14 protein-coding genes are annotated in these 16,880 nt (G+C 72.6%); 4 read left to right on the forward strand and 10 right to left on the reverse strand.

Features of this window, described 5'->3' with window-relative positions:
• Positions 1–53 precede the first annotated feature (53 nt).
• The 3 genes from BM236_RS13340 to BM236_RS13350 are packed head-to-tail and all read right to left on the reverse strand — an operon-like array spanning position 54 to position 2,814.
• Positions 54–1,235 carry a bifunctional RNase H/acid phosphatase gene (locus tag BM236_RS13340; RefSeq protein WP_091124614.1) on the reverse strand — a complete coding sequence of 394 codons (1,182 nt, stop codon included), beginning with the start codon at positions 1,233–1,235 and terminating at the stop codon, positions 54–56.
• A complete protein-coding gene (locus BM236_RS13345; RefSeq protein WP_245750326.1) occupies positions 1,232–2,011 on the reverse strand; it encodes a zinc ribbon domain-containing protein in 780 nt (259 codons plus the stop codon). Before BM236_RS13345 ends, BM236_RS13340 begins: the two co-directional genes overlap by 4 nt.
• Complete coding sequence (locus BM236_RS13350; protein WP_091124616.1) at positions 1,993–2,814, reverse strand: Nif3-like dinuclear metal center hexameric protein; 822 nt, start codon at positions 2,812–2,814, stop codon at positions 1,993–1,995. Before BM236_RS13350 ends, BM236_RS13345 begins: the two co-directional genes overlap by 19 nt.
• Positions 2,815–2,953: 139 nt before the next feature.
• On the opposite strand from BM236_RS13350, the gene BM236_RS13355 reads away from it, so the two are divergent.
• A complete protein-coding gene (locus BM236_RS13355) occupies positions 2,954–4,732 on the forward strand; it encodes a hypothetical protein (RefSeq protein ID WP_091124619.1) in 1,779 nt (592 codons plus the stop codon).
• On the opposite strand, the gene BM236_RS13360 is transcribed toward BM236_RS13355, so the two are convergent.
• From BM236_RS13360 to BM236_RS13375, 4 genes are all read right to left on the reverse strand, one after another.
• Positions 4,725–6,257 (reverse strand): AMP-binding protein, encoded by a 1,533-nt coding sequence (locus tag BM236_RS13360; RefSeq protein WP_091124622.1) that lies wholly within the window; start codon positions 6,255–6,257, stop codon positions 4,725–4,727. The two genes, BM236_RS13355 and BM236_RS13360, sit on opposite strands and share 8 nt — an antisense overlap.
• 85 nt (positions 6,258–6,342) lie before the next feature.
• Entirely contained in the window at positions 6,343–7,521 is a 1,179-nt protein-coding gene (locus BM236_RS13365) for a PP2C family protein-serine/threonine phosphatase (RefSeq protein WP_091124624.1), read from the reverse strand.
• Positions 7,518–8,333: an alpha/beta fold hydrolase gene (locus BM236_RS13370; RefSeq protein WP_091124626.1), complete on the reverse strand. Its 816-nt coding sequence runs from the start codon at positions 8,331–8,333 to the stop codon at positions 7,518–7,520. The genes BM236_RS13365 and BM236_RS13370 overlap by 4 nt, the downstream gene beginning before the upstream one ends.
• Positions 8,334–8,406: 73 nt before the next feature.
• Positions 8,407–8,841: an ATP-binding protein gene (locus BM236_RS13375; protein ID WP_139230108.1), complete on the reverse strand. Its 435-nt coding sequence runs from the start codon at positions 8,839–8,841 to the stop codon at positions 8,407–8,409.
• 182 nt (positions 8,842–9,023) lie between these two features.
• On the opposite strand from BM236_RS13375, the gene BM236_RS13380 reads away from it, so the two are divergent.
• The 3 genes from BM236_RS13380 to BM236_RS13390 all read left to right on the forward strand — a co-directional run bounded on the left by BM236_RS13380 (position 9,024) and on the right by BM236_RS13390 (position 13,453).
• On the forward strand, positions 9,024–10,376 hold the full coding sequence (locus tag BM236_RS13380) for a pyridoxal phosphate-dependent decarboxylase family protein (RefSeq protein WP_217645335.1): 1,353 nt from the start codon (positions 9,024–9,026) through the stop codon (positions 10,374–10,376).
• Positions 10,377–10,481: 105 nt separating this feature from the next.
• Complete coding sequence (locus BM236_RS13385; protein ID WP_175507681.1) at positions 10,482–12,746, forward strand: putative bifunctional diguanylate cyclase/phosphodiesterase; 2,265 nt, start codon at positions 10,482–10,484, stop codon at positions 12,744–12,746.
• Positions 12,743–13,453: a hypothetical protein gene (locus BM236_RS13390; RefSeq protein ID WP_091124632.1), complete on the forward strand. Its 711-nt coding sequence runs from the start codon at positions 12,743–12,745 to the stop codon at positions 13,451–13,453. The genes BM236_RS13385 and BM236_RS13390 overlap by 4 nt, the downstream gene beginning before the upstream one ends.
• A 31-nt stretch (positions 13,454–13,484) precedes the next feature.
• Here the strand turns inward: BM236_RS13390 and BM236_RS13395 are convergent, their stop codons facing one another.
• From BM236_RS13395 to BM236_RS13405, 3 genes are read right to left on the reverse strand one after another with little or no spacing between them, the layout of a single operon-like run.
• Positions 13,485–13,931: a response regulator gene (locus BM236_RS13395; protein WP_091124635.1), complete on the reverse strand. Its 447-nt coding sequence runs from the start codon at positions 13,929–13,931 to the stop codon at positions 13,485–13,487.
• Positions 13,928–15,550: a sensor histidine kinase gene (locus BM236_RS13400; protein ID WP_245750327.1), complete on the reverse strand. Its 1,623-nt coding sequence runs from the start codon at positions 15,548–15,550 to the stop codon at positions 13,928–13,930. The genes BM236_RS13395 and BM236_RS13400 overlap by 4 nt, the downstream gene beginning before the upstream one ends.
• Entirely contained in the window at positions 15,547–16,767 is a 1,221-nt protein-coding gene (locus BM236_RS13405) for a PP2C family protein-serine/threonine phosphatase (protein WP_091124638.1), read from the reverse strand. Before BM236_RS13405 ends, BM236_RS13400 begins: the two co-directional genes overlap by 4 nt.
• Positions 16,768–16,880 lie beyond the last annotated feature (113 nt).

A 16,880-nucleotide genomic window follows, 5' to 3' on the forward strand; every position in this document is an offset into this window, starting at 1 on the left:
GTGCTGACGGATTGACCCCTCGGCGCGCAGGGATTGACCCCTCGGCGGGGGATTCACCAGGTCGTGGGGGCGGTGTCGAACCCGCTGCGGCCGGGGGGCAGCGCGTTGTAGAGCCGTAGCGAGGCGCGGTCCGGCTCGCCGGGGCTGGCGTAGAACGACACCACGCTGACCGCCGCGGGGGCGAGCTCCAGGCGGAACACCGACTCCAGTGGCGCGTCCAGCACGTGCGACACGATCGTCTTGATCGGGGTCACGTGGCTGACGACGAGGACCGTCCGGCCGGCGTACCTCTCCCTGAGCGTGGCCAGCGCGCCGAGCACGCGCTTCTCGACGTCGCGGAACGACTCGCCGCCGCCCGGCTGGTAGTCGAGCGACGAGCGCCACTCCGCCATCTCCTCGGGGAACCGATCGGCGACCTCGGCGAAGGTCATGCCGTCCCAGCGGCCGAACTCCATCTCCGCGATGCCCGGCTCGGTCTCGAGCCGCAGCCCGAGCCGGTCGGCGAGGATCTGTGCCGACTCCTGCGTCCGACGCACCGGCGAGGCGAGGACGACGACGACCCGCTCTTCCAGGGGGGCCAGCCACTCGGCCGTCATGCGGACCTGGGCGCGGCCCTCGTCGGAGAGGCCGGGATTCGACCCGCCGAGCCCGCCGGAGAAGCGCTTCCCGGTCGTGTGCGGCGTGACGCCGTGACGAACGAGCACGAACGTCGTCGGAGGCGCGGGCTCGACCGCTCCACCGCGCGCGAGCGGCGGGGCGGGATCCTGGATCTCCTCCAGCAGCGAGGAGTCGGCGTCGCCGGCGACCGTCACGCCGCTGCGCAGCCCGTCGAGGGCCTCGTTGGCCAGCCGGTCGGCGTGCGAGTTCTGCGCCCGCGGCACCCAGGTGTACGTCGTCCCGGCCGGCGCGATCTCCGCGGCCGTCGCGGCGAGCGGCTTCATGTCGGGGTGCTTGATCTTCCAGCGCCCCGACATCTGCTCGACGACGAGCTTGGAGTCCATCCGCACCTCGACGGTCGCGCCGGGGGCGTGCTCGGCGGCCAGGCGCAGGCCGGCGATGAGGCCGGAGTACTCCGCGACGTTGTTGGAGGCGACTCCGATCGCGGTGCCGTCCTCGGCGATCACCTCACCGGTCGCCGCGTCCTTGAGGACGGCTCCGTAGGCCGCCGGGCCGGGGTTGCCGCGCGAGCCGCCGTCGGCCTCGACGACGACCGACGCGGGCCCGGCCTGGCTCACAGCCCGGACTCGGCGGTCCGGACCAGGATCCGCGAGCACTCCTCGCAGCGCACGACCTCGTCGCTGGGCAGCGTCCGGATCCGGTTGAGCTCGGCGTTGTCGAGCTCGAGCTGGCAGCCGCCGCAACGCCGCGCACGCAGCTCGGCGGCGCCGATGCCCTTGGCGGTGCGGATCTTGTCGTAGAGCGCCAGCAGGTCAGCGGGCAGGCCCTCGACGGCACCCGGACGATCGGCTTCGATCGCGGCGAGCTGGGCGTCGAGCTCGGCGGTCCGGCTGTCGCGCGCCACGGCCAGGTCGGCCAGGCGGTGGTCGAAGCCGGTGAGCCGCTGCTCGAGCTCGGCCAGCGCGGACTGGGCCGTCTCGAGCTGCTCCATCACCTCGAGCTCCTCGTCCTCGAGCACGCTGATGCGGCGGTCCAAGGTGGCCAGCTCGTGCTGCATCCGCTCGAGGTCCTTGGGGTTCGAGACCGCACCGGAGTCCATCCGCTCCTGGTCGCGACGGCGGCGCAGCCGCACGTTCTCGACGTCGGTCTCGGCCTTGGCCTGCGTGGCGGTGAGGTCGTCGACGACGACGCGGGCATCGCGGACCTTGTCCTCGACCTCGCGGCGCTCCCCGGTGAGCTCGGCGATCTCGGCGAGCTCGGGCAGGCTCGCCTTGGCGTGCCGAAGCTGGGCCGTGCGCGAGTCGAGCCCGGCGACGTCGAGCAGCTTCAGTTGGGCGAAGGGGTCGGCTTTCAGCGCAGGCTCCTGGGTCGGGTTCAGATGCGGAACGTCCACGGGTCGGTCACGGTGGTGCTGACCCTTGTCTCCAGCCTATTGCCTGGCCCGGTCGCGAGTGCATCGGCGAGCTTCGCGGCGACTACCGGCAGCCAGGTCCACTCGGCCGCCCAGTGCGCGACGTCGACGAGAGCGGGCCCCTCCTGCTCGAGGAACTCCCCCGCCGGGTGGTGCCGCAGGTCGCTGGTGACGTAGACATCGGCCCTGGACGCGGCGAGCTGGTCGAGCAGGAAGTCACCGGCCCCGCCACACAGGGCGACGGTGCGGACCGGTCGGTCCGGGTCCCCCGCCACGCGTACGCCGTGGGCGGTGCGCGGCAGCGCCGCCGCGACGGTCTCCGCGAACCCCCGCAGCGTCGTCGGGGCGACCGTGCCGATCCGGCCGGTGCCGGTCCCGGGCCGCTCGGCGGGCACCAGCGGGCGCTGGTCGGCCAGGCCGAGCGCGTCGGCCATCGCCTGGGAGACGCCGTCGACGGCCTGGTCGGCGTTCGTGTGCGCGGTCAGCAGCGCACAGCCCGCGCGGGCCAGGGTGGTGAACGTCCTGCCCTTCGGCGTCGTGGCGGCGACGCCGTGCACCCCCTTGAGGAAGAGCGGGTGGTGCACGACGAGCAGGTCGGCGCCCCACTCCGCGGCTTCCTGGGCGACGACCGGCGCCGGGTCGACGGCGAAGAGCACCCGGCGGACCTTGTCGGCCGGGTCGCCGCCGACCAGTCCGACGGCGTCCCAGCTGTCGGCGGTGTCCGGTGGGTACCACTCGTCGAACAGGGCGACGACGTCGGCGAGGGTCGGCACCAGGGTCGGCATGAGCCACAGGCTAGCGAGCGAGCCGGCGAGCGACGCAGCGGCGGCGCGTCCGGTTGGGGCTGAGGAGCGTCGGCGTGTTGACTTCTCTCCGTCATGCGCGCGAGCGCCCACCCCGCCGACCGTCCAGGAGCCACCACCGATGGCAGCCACCTCCGTCGAGGCGCCCGACCCGGGCGGAGCCCGAAGCGCCACGCGCGGCTGGTGGGTCGCCGCCTGGGTGTGCGTGGCGGTCGCGGTCCTCGGCCACGTCTGGGTGCTGCGCAGCTCCTTCGCGGCCGGCACACCGTCCTTCAACCTCGACGAGGTCGCGAGCCTGATGCCCGGCCGGGCCCTGCTCGGCCTGGCCACCCCGGAGGTGGGCGGAGCCGGCTACTTCCCCCTGTCGGCCATCCTCGTCTCGCCGATCTGGTGGTTCACCTCCGACCCGGCGACGTTCTACCGGGTTGCGCTGCTGGTCAGCACCGCGATCGGGCTGGTGGCGCTGTGGCCGTTGACCCGGATCGCGACCCGGTTCGGCCTGACCACGCCCCAGGCGCTGGCGGTGGCCGGGATCGTGATGGCGGTGCCGGCGCGCACCGTCCAGGCCGAGTACCTGCTCGCCGAGAAGCCGCTCTTCCTCGTCGTCGCGCTGGCCATGCTGGCGGTGGTCCGCCTCAGCGAGCGGCCGACGTACGGCCGGGCGCTGCTGGTCTCGCTCCTCGTGGCGCTGAGCTACTTCACCCACGCCCGGATGCCCACGCTGGTCGTCGCGACGGCGGTCTGGTTCGTGCTCCTCGCGGTCCGCCACCTGCGCATCGGTCTCGTCGGCCTGGTGTCGGTGCTGGTCATGTCCGGGATCGCCCGCTGGACGGCGCTGCGCATCGTGCGGCTGGCCAGCGGCTTCCACCAGGGCGGGAGCTTCGGCGGGGCGTTGCGGCCGGGGCTGCTCGCCCGCACGATCGTCGGCGAGTCCTGGTCGCAGCTGGTCTCGACGTTCGGGCTGGTCTCCCTCGGGGTGGTCGTGATCGCGGCGCTCGCGTTCGGCGAGGCCCGCCGCCGGATCGCCGGTCCGGCTCTCTTCCTCGTCCTCGCGGTCGGCGCGATGTTCGCGGGCAGCGCGATCGACTGGGCCCAGCCGAAATGGCTCCACCCGACCACCCGCCTGGTCCGCCTCGACGTCTGGATCTACGGGCGGTACGTCGACCCGCTGTTCGCCCTGGTCCTGCTGGTCGCCCTCGCCGCGGTCGTGCGAGGCGCGCGCCGGTGGGAGGTGCGGGCGAGCGCCGTACTGAGCCTGGCGGTCGTGGCGGTCACCCTGCTCTGGCTCGCGCCGCAGGCTCCGACCGGCGGCTCGGTCACGCCCGCCCACGCCCCCGGCGTCGCCGCGTTCCACTGGGCCCGGCCTGACCACCCCGTCCCGACCGGGACGCTGCCGACCTTCACCGACGACACCCGGTTCTGGCTGATCGCCAGCCTCGTGGCGCTGGTGCCCGTCGCCCTCCTGCTCGTGGCCAGGCACCGCCCGGCGGTCGTGCTCGGTGCGGTGCTGGTGCTCGGGGCGGCGGGGACCGCCAGCGCGAACGTCGCCTCGGACGCCTTCCACGAGCTGCGCAACCCGGCCGCCCCCGTCCGGGCCATGGTCGTGGGCATCGTGCACGACCATCCCGGCACGTCGGTCTCCTACTTCAAGGAGTGCCCGGGCCGCAGCGACGAGGAGAAGGGCCTGCGCAACCGGTTCGCCTGGCTGCTCCTGCCGACGGTCCTCGGCTCCGACCGCGACGCCGACGTGGTGGTCGCCTGCGAGACCTCCCCCGCGGCAGGCCGGCCCGGGTCGGTCCCGCTGCAGGCTCGGATGGACGGGTTCTACCTCGTCTGGATCCGGCCGGGGCCGCTCCAGGACGCCCTGCGCGCCGAGGGGCTGCTCCAGCCGGTCAGTTGACCTGCCGGCCGTAGCCCTCCCAGTAGGGCGCACGCAGCTTGAACTTCTGCAGCTTGCCGGTCGCCGTACGCGCCAGCTCGTCGCGGAACTCCACGGACGTCGGCGCCTTGTAGCCGGCGGCCTTCTCCTTGCACCAGGCGATCAGCTCGTCCTCGGTGGCGGACGCCCCGAGCGCGAGGACCACGAGCGCCTTGATCGTCTCCCCCCACTTCTCGCTGGGCACGCCGATGACGGCGACCTCGGCGACGGCGGGATGGGAGAAGAGGACGTCCTCGACCTCGATGGAGCTGACGTTCTCGCCGCCGGTGATGATCACGTCCTTCTTGCGGTCGCTGATCGTGAGGTAGCCGTCCTCACCGATCGTGCCGCCGTCGCCGGTGTGGAACCAGCCGTCCTTGAGGGCGCGGGCGGTCTCCTCGGGCTGCTCCCAGTAGCCCTCGAGCACGACGTTGGAGCGGGCGAGCACCTCGCCCTCGGGGTCGACGGACAGCGTGCAGCCGAGGGCGGGTGCGCCGGCCCGGGTCAGCCTGACCGCCCGCTCGTGCGCGTCGAGGTCGTCCCACTCGGCACGGGTGCGGTTGATGGTGAGCAGCGGCGAGGTCTCGGTGAGCCCGTAGATCTGGACGAACTCCCAGCCGAGCTCCTCCTCGACCCGCACGACCGTCTTCGTCGGCGGCGGGGCGCCGGCCATGATGATGCGCACCCTGTCGCGCCCGGGGATCTCGCCCTCCCAGTCCTGGGCGGCGTCGAGGACGGCGGCGGCGACGGCAGGAGCGGCACACAGGTAGGTGACGCCGTGGTCGCGGACGCGCCGCAGGATCTCGGCCCCGTCGACCTTGCGCAGGATCACGTGCTTGACGCCGAGCCCCGTGGCCGCGAACGGCATGCCCCACCCGTTGGCGTGGAACTGCGGCAGCGTGTGGAGGTAGACGTCGCGGTCGTTGACCCCGGCGTGCAGGGCGAAGGTCACCGCGTTGGTCCACAGATTGCGGTGGGTGATCTGCACGCCCTTGGGGCGGGCCGTGGTCCCGGAGGTGTAGTTGATCGTCGCCGTCGCGCTCTCGTCGTGCTCCCAGGGCCGGGGCTCGACACCGGGCGCGGCGTAGAGGTCGTCGTCCTCGCCCAGCACGAAGCGGTGCTGCGCGGTCACGTCGGCGAGCGCCTCGTCCAGCTCGGGGTCGACGTAGAGGACCTTGGCCCCGCTGTGGCCGACGATGTACTTCACCTCGTCGGGCCGGAGCCGGAAGTTGATCGGAACCAGGACCCGGCCGTAGCCGGACACGCCGAAGAACGACGTCAGCAGCCGCGCGCTGTTGTGGCTGACCACCGCGACCCGTTCGCCGAAGCCGACGCCCAGCTCGTCGAGCTTCGCGGCCTGCCGCCGCGCCAGCTCCCCGATCTCGCAGTAGGTCAGCTCACCGAGTGAGGCGGCCGGCTGGTCGGGCTCGTCGATGACACCGACCCGGTCGCCGTACACCTGCACGGCCCGGTCGAGGAAGTCGTTGACGCTGAACGGGACGAACACGATGACCTCCGGAAGGGCGTGACGCGGCTCACTGTCGAGGGCAGACTAGCCCGGCCTCAGGAGCCGCCCCAGGGGTGCCCGGAACTCAGGGCAGGGCGCCGAAGCTGACGATGGCGATGTCGTCGCTGGCGTCGCCGTGCTGGTAGGCGAGCACCGCGTCGGCGATGCCCTCGGTGATCTCGGCCGGGCCGGGAGGGAGTGACGCGAGCAGGTCGCCCAGGCGCAGGTCGCCGTAGAGCCGGCGCCGGTAGCGCGCCTCGGTGACGCCATCGGTGTAGAGCGTGACCGTCTCGGCGCCGAGCCGGTGCTCGACGGTGTGGAACTCCGGGTCGTCGAGCAAGCCGACCGGGCTGCCGAACGCGCCGAGCTCCACGACCCGGCCGTCGGGGTCCCGGAGCAGGGCGGGCGGATGGCCGGCGAGGCTGAGCCGGATCGTCCAGCCGTCGTCGTCCCGGGTGAGGTTCGCAAGGACGAGGGTGCAGTAGCGCGTCGTCTCGTGGGCGTGCAGCGCCCGGTCGAGGGACCGCAGGATGGCCGCCGGGTCGCGGAGCCCGACGGTCAGCGCGCGCACCGTGTAGCGCACGAACGAGGTCACCACTGCCGCCTCGACGCCCTTCCCGCTCACGTCGCCCAGCACGATCATCCAGCTGGCGGCGTCGATCTCGAAGAAGTCGTAGAAGTCACCGCCGACGGTGGTGCCGTCGCCTGCCGGCCGGTAGGTCGCGGCGACGGAGAGGTGCGGGATCGCCGGTGGGGCCGGCGGGATCAGGGTCTGCTGGAGGGTCTGGGCCAGCCGGGTGGCTTCGAGCCGCGCCTGCTCGGCCGCCGCCGTGGCGGCGAGCAGGTCCTGCTCGTAGCGGTGCCTGTCGCGCGTCTCGAAGAAGACCGCGCGCAGCGAGAGGTCCGCGGACCCCGCCGACCGGTCGATGGTGGCCGCGTTGAGCAGCACGGGGACGCGCACGCCGTCCGGGCGGACGAGGTCGAGGGAGACCTCACGCACGGAGCCGTCGTACGCGATCACCGGGAGGAGGTGGGTCTCGAGGTAGATCCGGGCGCCGACCGGAAGCAGCGACGCCAGCGTCCGCCGGCCGACCAGCTCATCGTGGTCCAGCCCGACCAGGCGCAGGAACTCGGCGTTCGCGGCGGTGACGAGGCCGGTCCGGTCGGTCAGGAGGTAGCCGCAAGGGGCGTCCTCGAAGAGGTCCACGTCGACGTCGGGGGGCTGGGTGACGTTGCGACCGCCGCCTCCGCGGCGGTCGGTCATGCCGTTCGCTCCGTGCGGGCCCTTCCGACGAAGGAGCGCAGCGCCTTCGCCGTCTCCTCCGGGGCGGTGAGCTGCGGGCAGTGGCCGAGGGTCTCCAGCACCTCGAGCTCGCAGTCCGGCACGTTGTCCCTGACGTAGAGGCCCGCGCTCATCGGGGCGACGGAGTCCTCCCTGCTCTGCAGGACCAGGGTGGGGACCGACACGTGGGGCAGGTCGGCGCGGTTGTCGCCGCGGAAGGTGACGGCCGCGAACTCGGCGGCCACCTCCGGGCGCGTGCGGCAGAAGGTCCGCTCGAGCTCGTCCTGCACGCTCGGCGAGTCCGGCCCCGCTACCAGCGCGGCGAGCGGGTTCTGCCACCCGAGGTGGTTGCGGCTCATCAGGTCGAGCAGCTCGTCGATGTCCGACCCGGAGAAGCCACCGACGTAGGAGCCGTCGTCCAGGTAACGGGCCGACGGCGTCACGAGCACCAGGCGCTCGACGAGGTCCGGGCGGGCGATCTGGACCAGGACCGCGATCATCGCCGACACCGAGTGGCCGACGAGAACGACCGAGCTCAGGCCCACCTCGTCGAGCAGGGCGATGACGTCGTCGCGGTAGCCCTCCAGGCTGCCGTGGCGCACCGGGTCGTACGTCGACGGGGCGGCCGCTCCGGACCCGGGCAGGTCGAAGAGGACGACCCGGAAGTCATCCTCGAAGGCCGGGGCGACGTGGCGCCACATGTCCTGACCGCACCCGAACCCGTGCACGAACACGAGCGCTGGAGCATCGGCCGGTCCACGGGCGGTCAGGTTGAGACGTTCGGCGAGGACCACGCGGCCAAAATAGCCGAGTCAGGCGCGGATGTCGCGACGACGCCGAGTCGGTGTCGGTCGAGGTCGGTTGAGGTCAGGAATGGTCGCCGCGCATCAGGACCGCTGTCACCTCGGTGCCGTCGAGGCCCACCTCGTAGGACCAGGCGCTGCTCACCGCGTCGACGATGGCGAGCCCGCGCCCACGGACATTCGGCCCGCCGTGCCCGTGCTCCAGCGTTCCCGGCTCCAGTCGTGCCGCCTTGCCGCTGTCCCGGACCCGGAGGACCAGCCGGTCGGGGGTGAGACGCCACGCCGCCTCGATCATCCCCTCGCGGTCCGCGGAGCCGTGCTCGACCGCGTTGGCGACCAGCTCGTTCAACACCAGTTCCGCGTCCGCCCGGAACTGGCGGCCCAGCCCGAGACGGACGAGGACGGAGGACATCGCCGCGCGGGCGTGCCTCGCCGCCGTGGGGACCTGCCGAAGCGAGAGGACCGCCCACGAGTCGCTCTCGCCGTGTTGTGTCTCCACGACGCTCCTTGCCTAGATGCGGGGGCGGTGCCCGCAAGTCGCCCCGGCTATCAGCCGGCCGATCGCGGCGTGTCGTAGGGCTCGACGGCACGGGGCCGACAGGATCTGGGTACCACCGACCATGTCTCGCAGATCCGTCGCCCCTTGCTTCTGTGCGCCCTCGGGCCGCCATGCATGAGTTCGTGCCCCAGGACCAGGAGGTCCTCGCTGACGTCGCGCGGTGGATCGGCGAACGACTGTCCGGCCCGCCGGAGGTCGCCCCGCACCGGTCCCACGGTCCTCACGATGGTCGGGCGGCCCTCCCCGAGCTGACCGCTGAGGGAGTCGGGACGGCGGCCGCCTGGGAGACCGTGCGGGACGAGGTCCTGCCGACGACCTTCCCGACCGACCACCCCCGCTACCTCGCGTTCGTGGGAGGCGCGCCGACGCCCGCCGCCGTGCTCGCCGACGCCGCGTTGTCGGCGGCGTCGGTCTACGGCGGCAGCGAGCTGGAGGCCGGCGCCGTCGTGGCCGCCGAGCGGGCCGCGATCGGCTGGCTCTGCAGCGCGATGGGCTACCCCTCTGATGCGCACGGAACCTTCGTCAGTGGCGGCTCCCTGGCCAACCTCAGCGCTCTCGTCGCCGCTCGGCACGGCCGGACCTCGGCGTCGGGCAGACCGCCCGGGGTCGTCGTGGCGGGTGCGTCGGCGCACTCCTCGGTGCGGTCGGCGGCCGAGACCATGGGCTGTGAGGTCGCGGTGGCCGGCACGCCCGACGCGGTGCTGCGTGCCGCCGACGTGGAGGCCGTCCTCGCCGGCCTGGACCCGTCGGACGTGGTCGCCGTCGTGGCGAGTGCGGGGGCGACGAACACCGGCCTCGTCGACGCTCTGGACGAGATCGCCGACTGCTGCTCGAGCCGACGGATCTGGCTGCACGTCGACGCCGCGTACGGCGGAGCCGCGATGCTCGCGCCGGCCCGACGGGAGGCCTTCGCCGGGATCGAGAGGGCCGACTCGGTCACGATCGACCCGCACAAGTGGCTCTTCACCCCGTTCGACTGCGCCGCCGTCGTCTACCGCGAGCCGGCGGTGGCCCGCGCCGCGCACCGCCAGAGCGCCCACTACCTCGACGCCGTCGAGGGCGACGACGCCGACAACCCGGCCGACTACGCGGTGCACCTCACCCGGCGGGCGCGCGGCCTGCCCCTGTGGGCATCGCTGCTGGCCAACGGGACCGACGCCTACGTCGACGCGGTCGAGCGGTGTCTCGCGACGGCCGGGTACGCCGCCAAGCAGGTCGATACGAGCCCGGTGCTGGAGCTCGCCGCCGAGCCGCGGCTCTCGGTGGTGCTCCTGCGTCGCAGCGGATGGGGCGCGGCGGACTACGCGCACTGGTCGAGCAGGGCGCGGTTCAGCGGCCTGGGCCTCGTCACCCCGACGACGTACGCGGGTGAGACGGTGCTGAGGCTCTGCTTCGTCAACCCGCGGACCACGCAGGCCGACGTGGACATGCTGCTCGAGAGCCTCGAGACGCTACTCGATGAGCGCACGGGGTAAGGGGAGCAGATGAGACGCAGTGCCAGAAGTCCTGGCGCGATTCCCGGGGCGTCCCGACGACCGACGATCGGTGCTGACCGCACCGGCTCAGCGGGCGCGCAGCCCGTGAGCCGGACGGCCGTCGCCCACACCGCGGCCGCCCGACTGTCGCTGGTCGTCCTCATCGGCGGGTGGACGGCCAACCAGATCGCCACGACCGCCTCCTACCGGACCGGTCAGGCGATCCTGCTGACGACGCTGACCGCCTTCTTTCTGCTGCTCATGCTGCGGCTGGCCCTGGCCGCCGCGCTCTACCGAGGCCGCCGCCTGCCACTGCTGGTGCTCCTGATCACCGTCGCCACCTGGTCGCTGGGCTCGATGACGGTCAACGCGGCGAGCCTGGAGGAGCAGACCCACTTCCCGGCGCCCGGCGAGTGGCTGTTCCTGGTCTCCTACCTCGGTCTGGCTGGCTACCTCATGATCGACGTGGAGAGGCGCCAGGGCTCCCAGGCGCGGGGCTGGCTCGACGTCGCGGTCATCTGCGGGGTGTCCTCGTGCCTGGCGTCGCTGCTCCTGGTCACCCCGATCCGGCTCGCGTCCGGCGCCGAAGGGCTCGCCCTGCTGCTGGCGCTGATGTATCCGCTGGCCGACCTGGCGCTCGCCCTGGTCGTGCTCGGCCAGCACCTGCTGCAGGCCCGCACCGACAGCCGCCGGACGCTGATGATGGGCGCGGCCTTCGTCCTGTTGGCCGGTGGGGACTCCGGCTTCGCGCTGCAGGTCTCGGCGCCGACGTACGACTTCGGCAACACGAGCAACGCGCTCTGGGGAGCCGGATGGGCGCTCCTGGTCGCGGCCGCCTGCCGTCCCGAGCAGCGGGTGATGCGGGCGATCCCCAAGGCCGCCGGGACGCGCCTGCTGGTTCCCGCCGGGGCCCTCGCGCTGGCGGTGCTCACGATCCGCCCCGACGACGCCCTGGCGTTCTACACGGTGCCGCCGGCGGTCCTGACCCTGGCCGCCGTGGGGGCGCGGATGGTGCTCGCGCTGCGCGACGCCAACCGGGCCGCCGAGGCGTTCGCCCTGTCCCAGACCGACGACCTCACCAACCTGCCCAACCGGCGCGCCGTCCGCGCGCGCCTCATGGAGAGCCTGAGCGACCGGCGGCCGCTGGCGCTGATGCTCCTCGACCTCGACGGCTTCAAGGAGATCAACGACACCCTCGGCCACCACGCGGGCGACAGCGTGCTGAAGTTCGTGGGGTTCCGCATGCAGCAGGCGCTCGGCAGCGAGGCGATGGTGGCGCGGCTCGGCGGCGACGAGTTCGCGATCCTGCTGGAGACGGTCGACCAGATCGAGCTGGTGGAGACCGCCCACCGCGTGCTGCACGCGCTGGCCGAGCCGCTCGTGGTCGACGGCATCGAGATCGGCCCTGGGGGCTCGATCGGCATCACCGTGGTCGAGGACGCCGACACCGACAGCGGCGAGGTCCTGCGCCGCGCGGACGTGGCGATGTACCAGGCGAAGAGCTCGCGGTCCGGTGCCGCCGTGTACGACGCCCACCTCGACGAGTTCTCCCGCTCGCGGCTGGAGCTGGCCGAGGAGCTGCGCAAGGGGATCGCCGAGGGGCAGATCGAGGTCTGGTACCAGCCGCAGCTGGACGCCCGCACCATGAGGGTCAGCGCCCTGGAGGCGCTGGTGCGGTGGCGCCACCCGCTGCAGGGGGTGCTCAGCCCGGTCGCGTTCCTGCCCGCCGCGCGCCGGGCCGGACTGATGGGCCTGCTGTCGGACGACATCGCCTGGCACGCCGTGCGCGACCTGCAACGGCTGCTGGCCGCCGGACTCGACCTGCGGGTGGCGATCAACTGCGCCCCGCCCGAGCTGCTCAGCCAGTCCTTCCTCCCCCGGCTCTATGCGGCCCTGCAGGAGTGGGACGTCCCGCCTGACCGACTGGTCCTCGAGGTCACCGAGGACTCCTTCCTGGCCGATCCGGAGCGGGCGCGCGACGTGCTGCTCGAGCTCCGCGACCGCGGCATCCAGGTCTCCATCGACGACTACGGCACGGGGTTCTCGTCGCTGGCCTACCTCCGCAACCTGCCCGTGCAGGAGCTGAAGATCGACCGCTCGCTGGTCCGCGACGTCCCCACGGACGACCGCAGCCGGCTGATCGTGTCCTCGACCATCCAGCTCGCCCACGCGCTGGACATGCGCACCGTGGCCGAGGGCGTCGAGGACGCCACCAACCTCGCCCAGCTAGCCGCGATGGGCGTCGACATCATCCAGGGCTACCAGGTCGCCCGGCCGATGCCGGCGGCCGCCGTCGAGCGTTGGATGCAGGAGTGGACCGACACAGAGACCGCTGCCGAGGACGCCGCGGAGAACAGGAGATCCGGATGAACGGCACGCCGCTGCGACTGGTCCTCGACCCGGAGGGGGACGACCTCGAGGCCGCGCTCGCCTGCGAGGCCGAGGTCTTCCTGCACACCTTCGGCAACACCGCGGAGGACTTCGAGCGCGAGTACGGCCCCTACGCCGACGCCACCGGCTTCATGACCGTGCTGGACGAGAGCGGCGAGGCGGTCGCCACCAGCCGGTTCATCGTGCCGGGTCCGGCCGGGCTGAAGACCCTCAACGATGTCGCCCGCGCCCCGTGGTTCACCGACGGTGCCCGGTCGGCGCGCGCCGCCGGGATCGACCCGGAGCGCACGTGGGACGTGGCGACGATCGCCGTACGACGGGCGCCGGAGGTCACCACGCTGGCCTCGGCCGCCCTCTACCACGGCATCGTGACCGCCGCCCGGGCCAACGGCATGGAGTCGGTCGTCATGATCATGGACGCTCGGGCCCGACGCCTGCTCTCCGCCTCGGGTCTCCACCCGAACGTGCTTCCCGGGACCGGAGAGGGCGAGTACCTCGGGTCCGACCGCAGCATCCCGCTGTGGGCGAACCTGAACCGCCTCTTCGACCAGCAGCGGCGCACGGAGCCCGACGCCTATCGCCTCATCTACCAGGGGGTCGGGCTCGACGGCATCACGCTCCCCGTCGACTGGGTCCGCCGTCCGGGAGCGGTCGCCGCCGCGTCGACCCGGCGAGCGTCCCGCTGATCCGACGGGCCGCTGACGGGCGCCTGACGGGCTACTGGTCGCGTCCAGGCAGGCGTACGACGGTCACGAAGAACTCGTCGATCTGGCGCACTGCGGCGATGAACTGGTCCAGGTCGACCGGCTTGGTGACGTAGGCGTTCGCGTGCAGCTTGTAGCTGCGCAGGATGTCCTCCTCGGCCGAGGAGGTGGTGAGGACGACGACGGGGATGTGGGCCAGGTCCTCGTCGGACTTGATCTGCTGGAGCACCTCGCGCCCGTCGTACTTGGGCAGGTTGAGGTCCAGCAGGATCAGGTCCGGGCGCGGCGCCGAAGCGTGTGAACCGCGTCGGTAGAGGAAGTCCAGCGCCTCCTCGCCGTCGCGCACGACGTGGAGGGTGTTGCCGATCTTGTTGTCCTCGAACGCCTCCCGGGTCATCAGCTCGTCGCCGGGGTCGTCCTCGACGAGCAGGACCTCGATCGGCTGTGCGGCAGGGCTCATGCGTTGCTTCCTTCCTCGAGCGGCACGGCGCTGCGGTCGCCGCGACCGGCGACGGAGTGCGCCGGGAGAGTGAAGCAGATGCGGGTGCCTGCGGCATAGGTGGTGTCGATCCAGATCCGTCCGCCGTGGTGGTCGACGATCTTCTTGCACAGCGACAGACCGATGCCGGTCCCGGAGTAGCTGTCGCGGCCGTGCAGCCGCTGGAAGATCACGAAGACCTTCTCCGCGAACTCGGGCGGGATGCCGATGCCGTTGTCGGTCACCGTGAGCAGCCAGCCGTCGTCGGGCGCGTCGGGATCGGGGACGCAGTCGACGGTGATGACCGACGGCCGCTCGGGGACGCGGAACTTGATCGCGTTGCCCACGAGGTTCTGCCAGAGCATCACCAGCAGCGTCGGATCGCCGTCGACCACCGGCAGCTCGCCCGGCCGCTCGAGCACCGCCCCGGACTCCTCGACCGCGCTCGCGAGGTTGACCAGGGCCTTGTCGAGGGTCGGGTCCAGGCCGACCGGCTCATCGGTGTCGTTGACCCGTCCGACCCGCGAGAAGGTGAGCAGGTCGGTGATCAGCACCTGCATCCGCTTCGCGCCGTCCACGGCGAAGTCGATGTACTGCTGGCCGCGCTCGTCGAGGCTGTCGCCGTACCGCTTCTCCAGGAGCTGGCAGAACGACGCCACCTTGCGCAGCGGCTCCTGCAGGTCGTGGGAGGCCACGTAGGCGAACTGCTCGAGCTCGGCGTTCGACCGCCGGAGCTCCAGCGCCTGGGCGTCGAGGTCCGCGGCGAGCTCGCGCGACGAGCCCAGCTCGTCCATGATGCGGTGCCGCATGCTGTCCACGTCGCTCGCGACGGCGCGGATGTCGCGAGGACCGTTGCGGGAGATGGGGTGGTCGAAGTCGCCTCCCGCGATCTGCCGCGTGGAGCCGCTGAGGATGGCCAGCGGACGGATGACGAGCAGCCAGAGGAGCAGCGTCATGCCGATGGTCGTCACGAAGAACAGCCCGACCAGCCCGGTCAGGACGCCGTTCCGCACCGCGCGGGCGTGCCCGAGGTCGGCGACCCCCGCGTCGCGTGCCTCGGCCAGGCCGGCGTTCTGGGCGTCGAAGAGGCGGCGGATCCGGTCGAACGCTCCCTTCGCCTCCGTCGCGGCGGCCCGGTCCAGCTCCTGCCGCCGGTCGGCCGTCGCTCCGGCGACGAGCGGGTCCGCGTAGTCGCGCCGCCAAGCGGCCGCGGCGTCCTCGATCCTCCGCAGGTCGACCAGCAGGTCGGCATCGCCGGAGAGGAGCCCCCGGAGCCTGGCCGCCGACGCCTTCTCGTCGTCGTGGCCCTGGGTGTAGGGCTGGAGGAACTGGCGGTCCACGGTCAGGGCGTAGCCGCGCGCACCGGTCTCCTGGTCGATGAGCGCCGCCTGCAGCCGATAGGCCTCGGCCTGGGCGGGCTGGACCCGCTGGACGAGCCGGTCCGAGGCGACCTGGGTCCGGTGCAGCATCTGCGAGCCGACCGCCGTCCCCAACGCCACCAGGACGCTCATGACGGCGAGGACGAGGAGGAACCAGCCCTGGACCGTCATCCGCGGGTCGCCGCGACGGCGGTCAGGCGCCTCGGCCGACGGCCCGGTCACGCCGGGCTCCACTGCATGGCGAGTACGGCGACGTCGTCGTCGAGCCCGCCGTGGGTCGCCGCGGCCTCCTGCGCGCCACCGATGAGCGCGTCGACGAACTCCTGGGCGTCGGCCGTCCCGATCCGTCGCGCCATCGCGAGCAGGCCGTCCTCGCCCAGCCGGTCGGCTCCAGCGCCGGAGTGGCCCTCGAAGAGGCCGTCGGTGAACAGCACCAGCTCCCAGCCGTCGGCCGGGAGGACCAGCTCGTGCTCGGGCCACTCGGCGTCCGGCAGGATGCCGAGGGCCGGCCCGCCTTCGACCTCGATCCACTCGGTGCATCCGCCGGAGCGCAGCATCAGGCCGGGGTGGCCGGCCCGGACCACGCGGGCGTGGCGCCGGTCGGGCGACAGCGAGACACAGCTCAGCGTCGCGAAGATGTGCTCCTCCGGGCGCTCGGCGGCGAGGATCTCGTCCAGCCTGCGCAGCCTCTCGGACGGGTCGACGCCGCTCAGCACGAGCGTGCGCCAGGCGATCCGCAGGGCGACGCCGACGGCCGCCTCGTCAGGTCCGTGGCCGGAGACGTCGCCGATGAGCATCTCGACGCTGCCGTCCGCGCACTCGACGACGTCGTAGAAGTCGCCGCCCAGGAGCGCCTGGGCGCGGCCCGGGTGGTAGCGGCTGGCGACCCGGAGACCGCGACCACCGTTCAGGAGCGGCTTGGGGAGCAGGCCCCGCTCCAGTCGCGCGTTCTCCCGCGCGAGGAGCTGACTGGCCTGCAGGGCGACCGCGGACTGCTCGGTCTGCTTGCGTTGCATCGCATAGCGGACGGCTCGGCTGAGCCACTCCGCGTCCACCCGCCCCTTGACGAGGTAGTCCTGCGCGCCGGCGGCGACCGCCGCGAGTCCGCTGTCCTCCTCGGCCAGGCCGGTCAGAACCACCACGGCCACACCGTCGGACCACTCCTTGATCGCGGTGAGGGCGTCCATGCCGTGCGAGTCCGGCAGGTGGAGGTCCAACAGGATGCAGTCCGGGATCGCGCCGGCCAGCGCCTCGCGAGCGGCGGCCATCGACCGCGCCCACTGCAGCTTCATGCCCGGCCGACAGTCCGCGACGAGCTCCTCCACCAGGAGCGCATCGCCGGGGTCGTCCTCCACCAGCAGGACCACGGGCTCCTGGCCGCCCCAGATGAGCGGTTCGTCACGGGTGTGGTCGGCGGGAAGCGGGTACATCGACGTCATGGCGTGGACTCGACCTCCTTCCCTTGCACGGAGACGACCGCGTCCGCGGCCTGCGATCACCGCACAGCAACGGCGCGCACGATACCGACTGGGTCATGGACCGCACCCCGACG

It is taken from the genome of Nocardioides terrae (assembly GCF_900112345.1).
Taxonomy (GTDB): domain Bacteria; phylum Actinomycetota; class Actinomycetes; order Propionibacteriales; family Nocardioidaceae; genus Nocardioides; species Nocardioides terrae.

Coding starts and splice junctions, on each gene's coding strand:
- BM236_RS13395 (WP_091124635.1), bottom strand. CDS start 13,931: ATGAGCCCTGCCGCACAGCCGATCGAGGTCCTGCTCGTCGAGGACGAC.
- BM236_RS13350 (WP_091124616.1), bottom strand. CDS start 2,814: ATGCCGACCCTGGTGCCGACCCTCGCCGACGTCGTCGCCCTGTTCGAC.
- BM236_RS13390 (WP_091124632.1), top strand. CDS start 12,743: ATGAACGGCACGCCGCTGCGACTGGTCCTCGACCCGGAGGGGGACGAC.
- BM236_RS13405 (WP_091124638.1), bottom strand. CDS start 16,767: ATGACGTCGATGTACCCGCTTCCCGCCGACCACACCCGTGACGAACCG.
- BM236_RS13355 (WP_091124619.1), top strand. CDS start 2,954: ATGGCAGCCACCTCCGTCGAGGCGCCCGACCCGGGCGGAGCCCGAAGC.
- BM236_RS13365 (WP_091124624.1), bottom strand. CDS start 7,521: ATGACCGACCGCCGCGGAGGCGGCGGTCGCAACGTCACCCAGCCCCCC.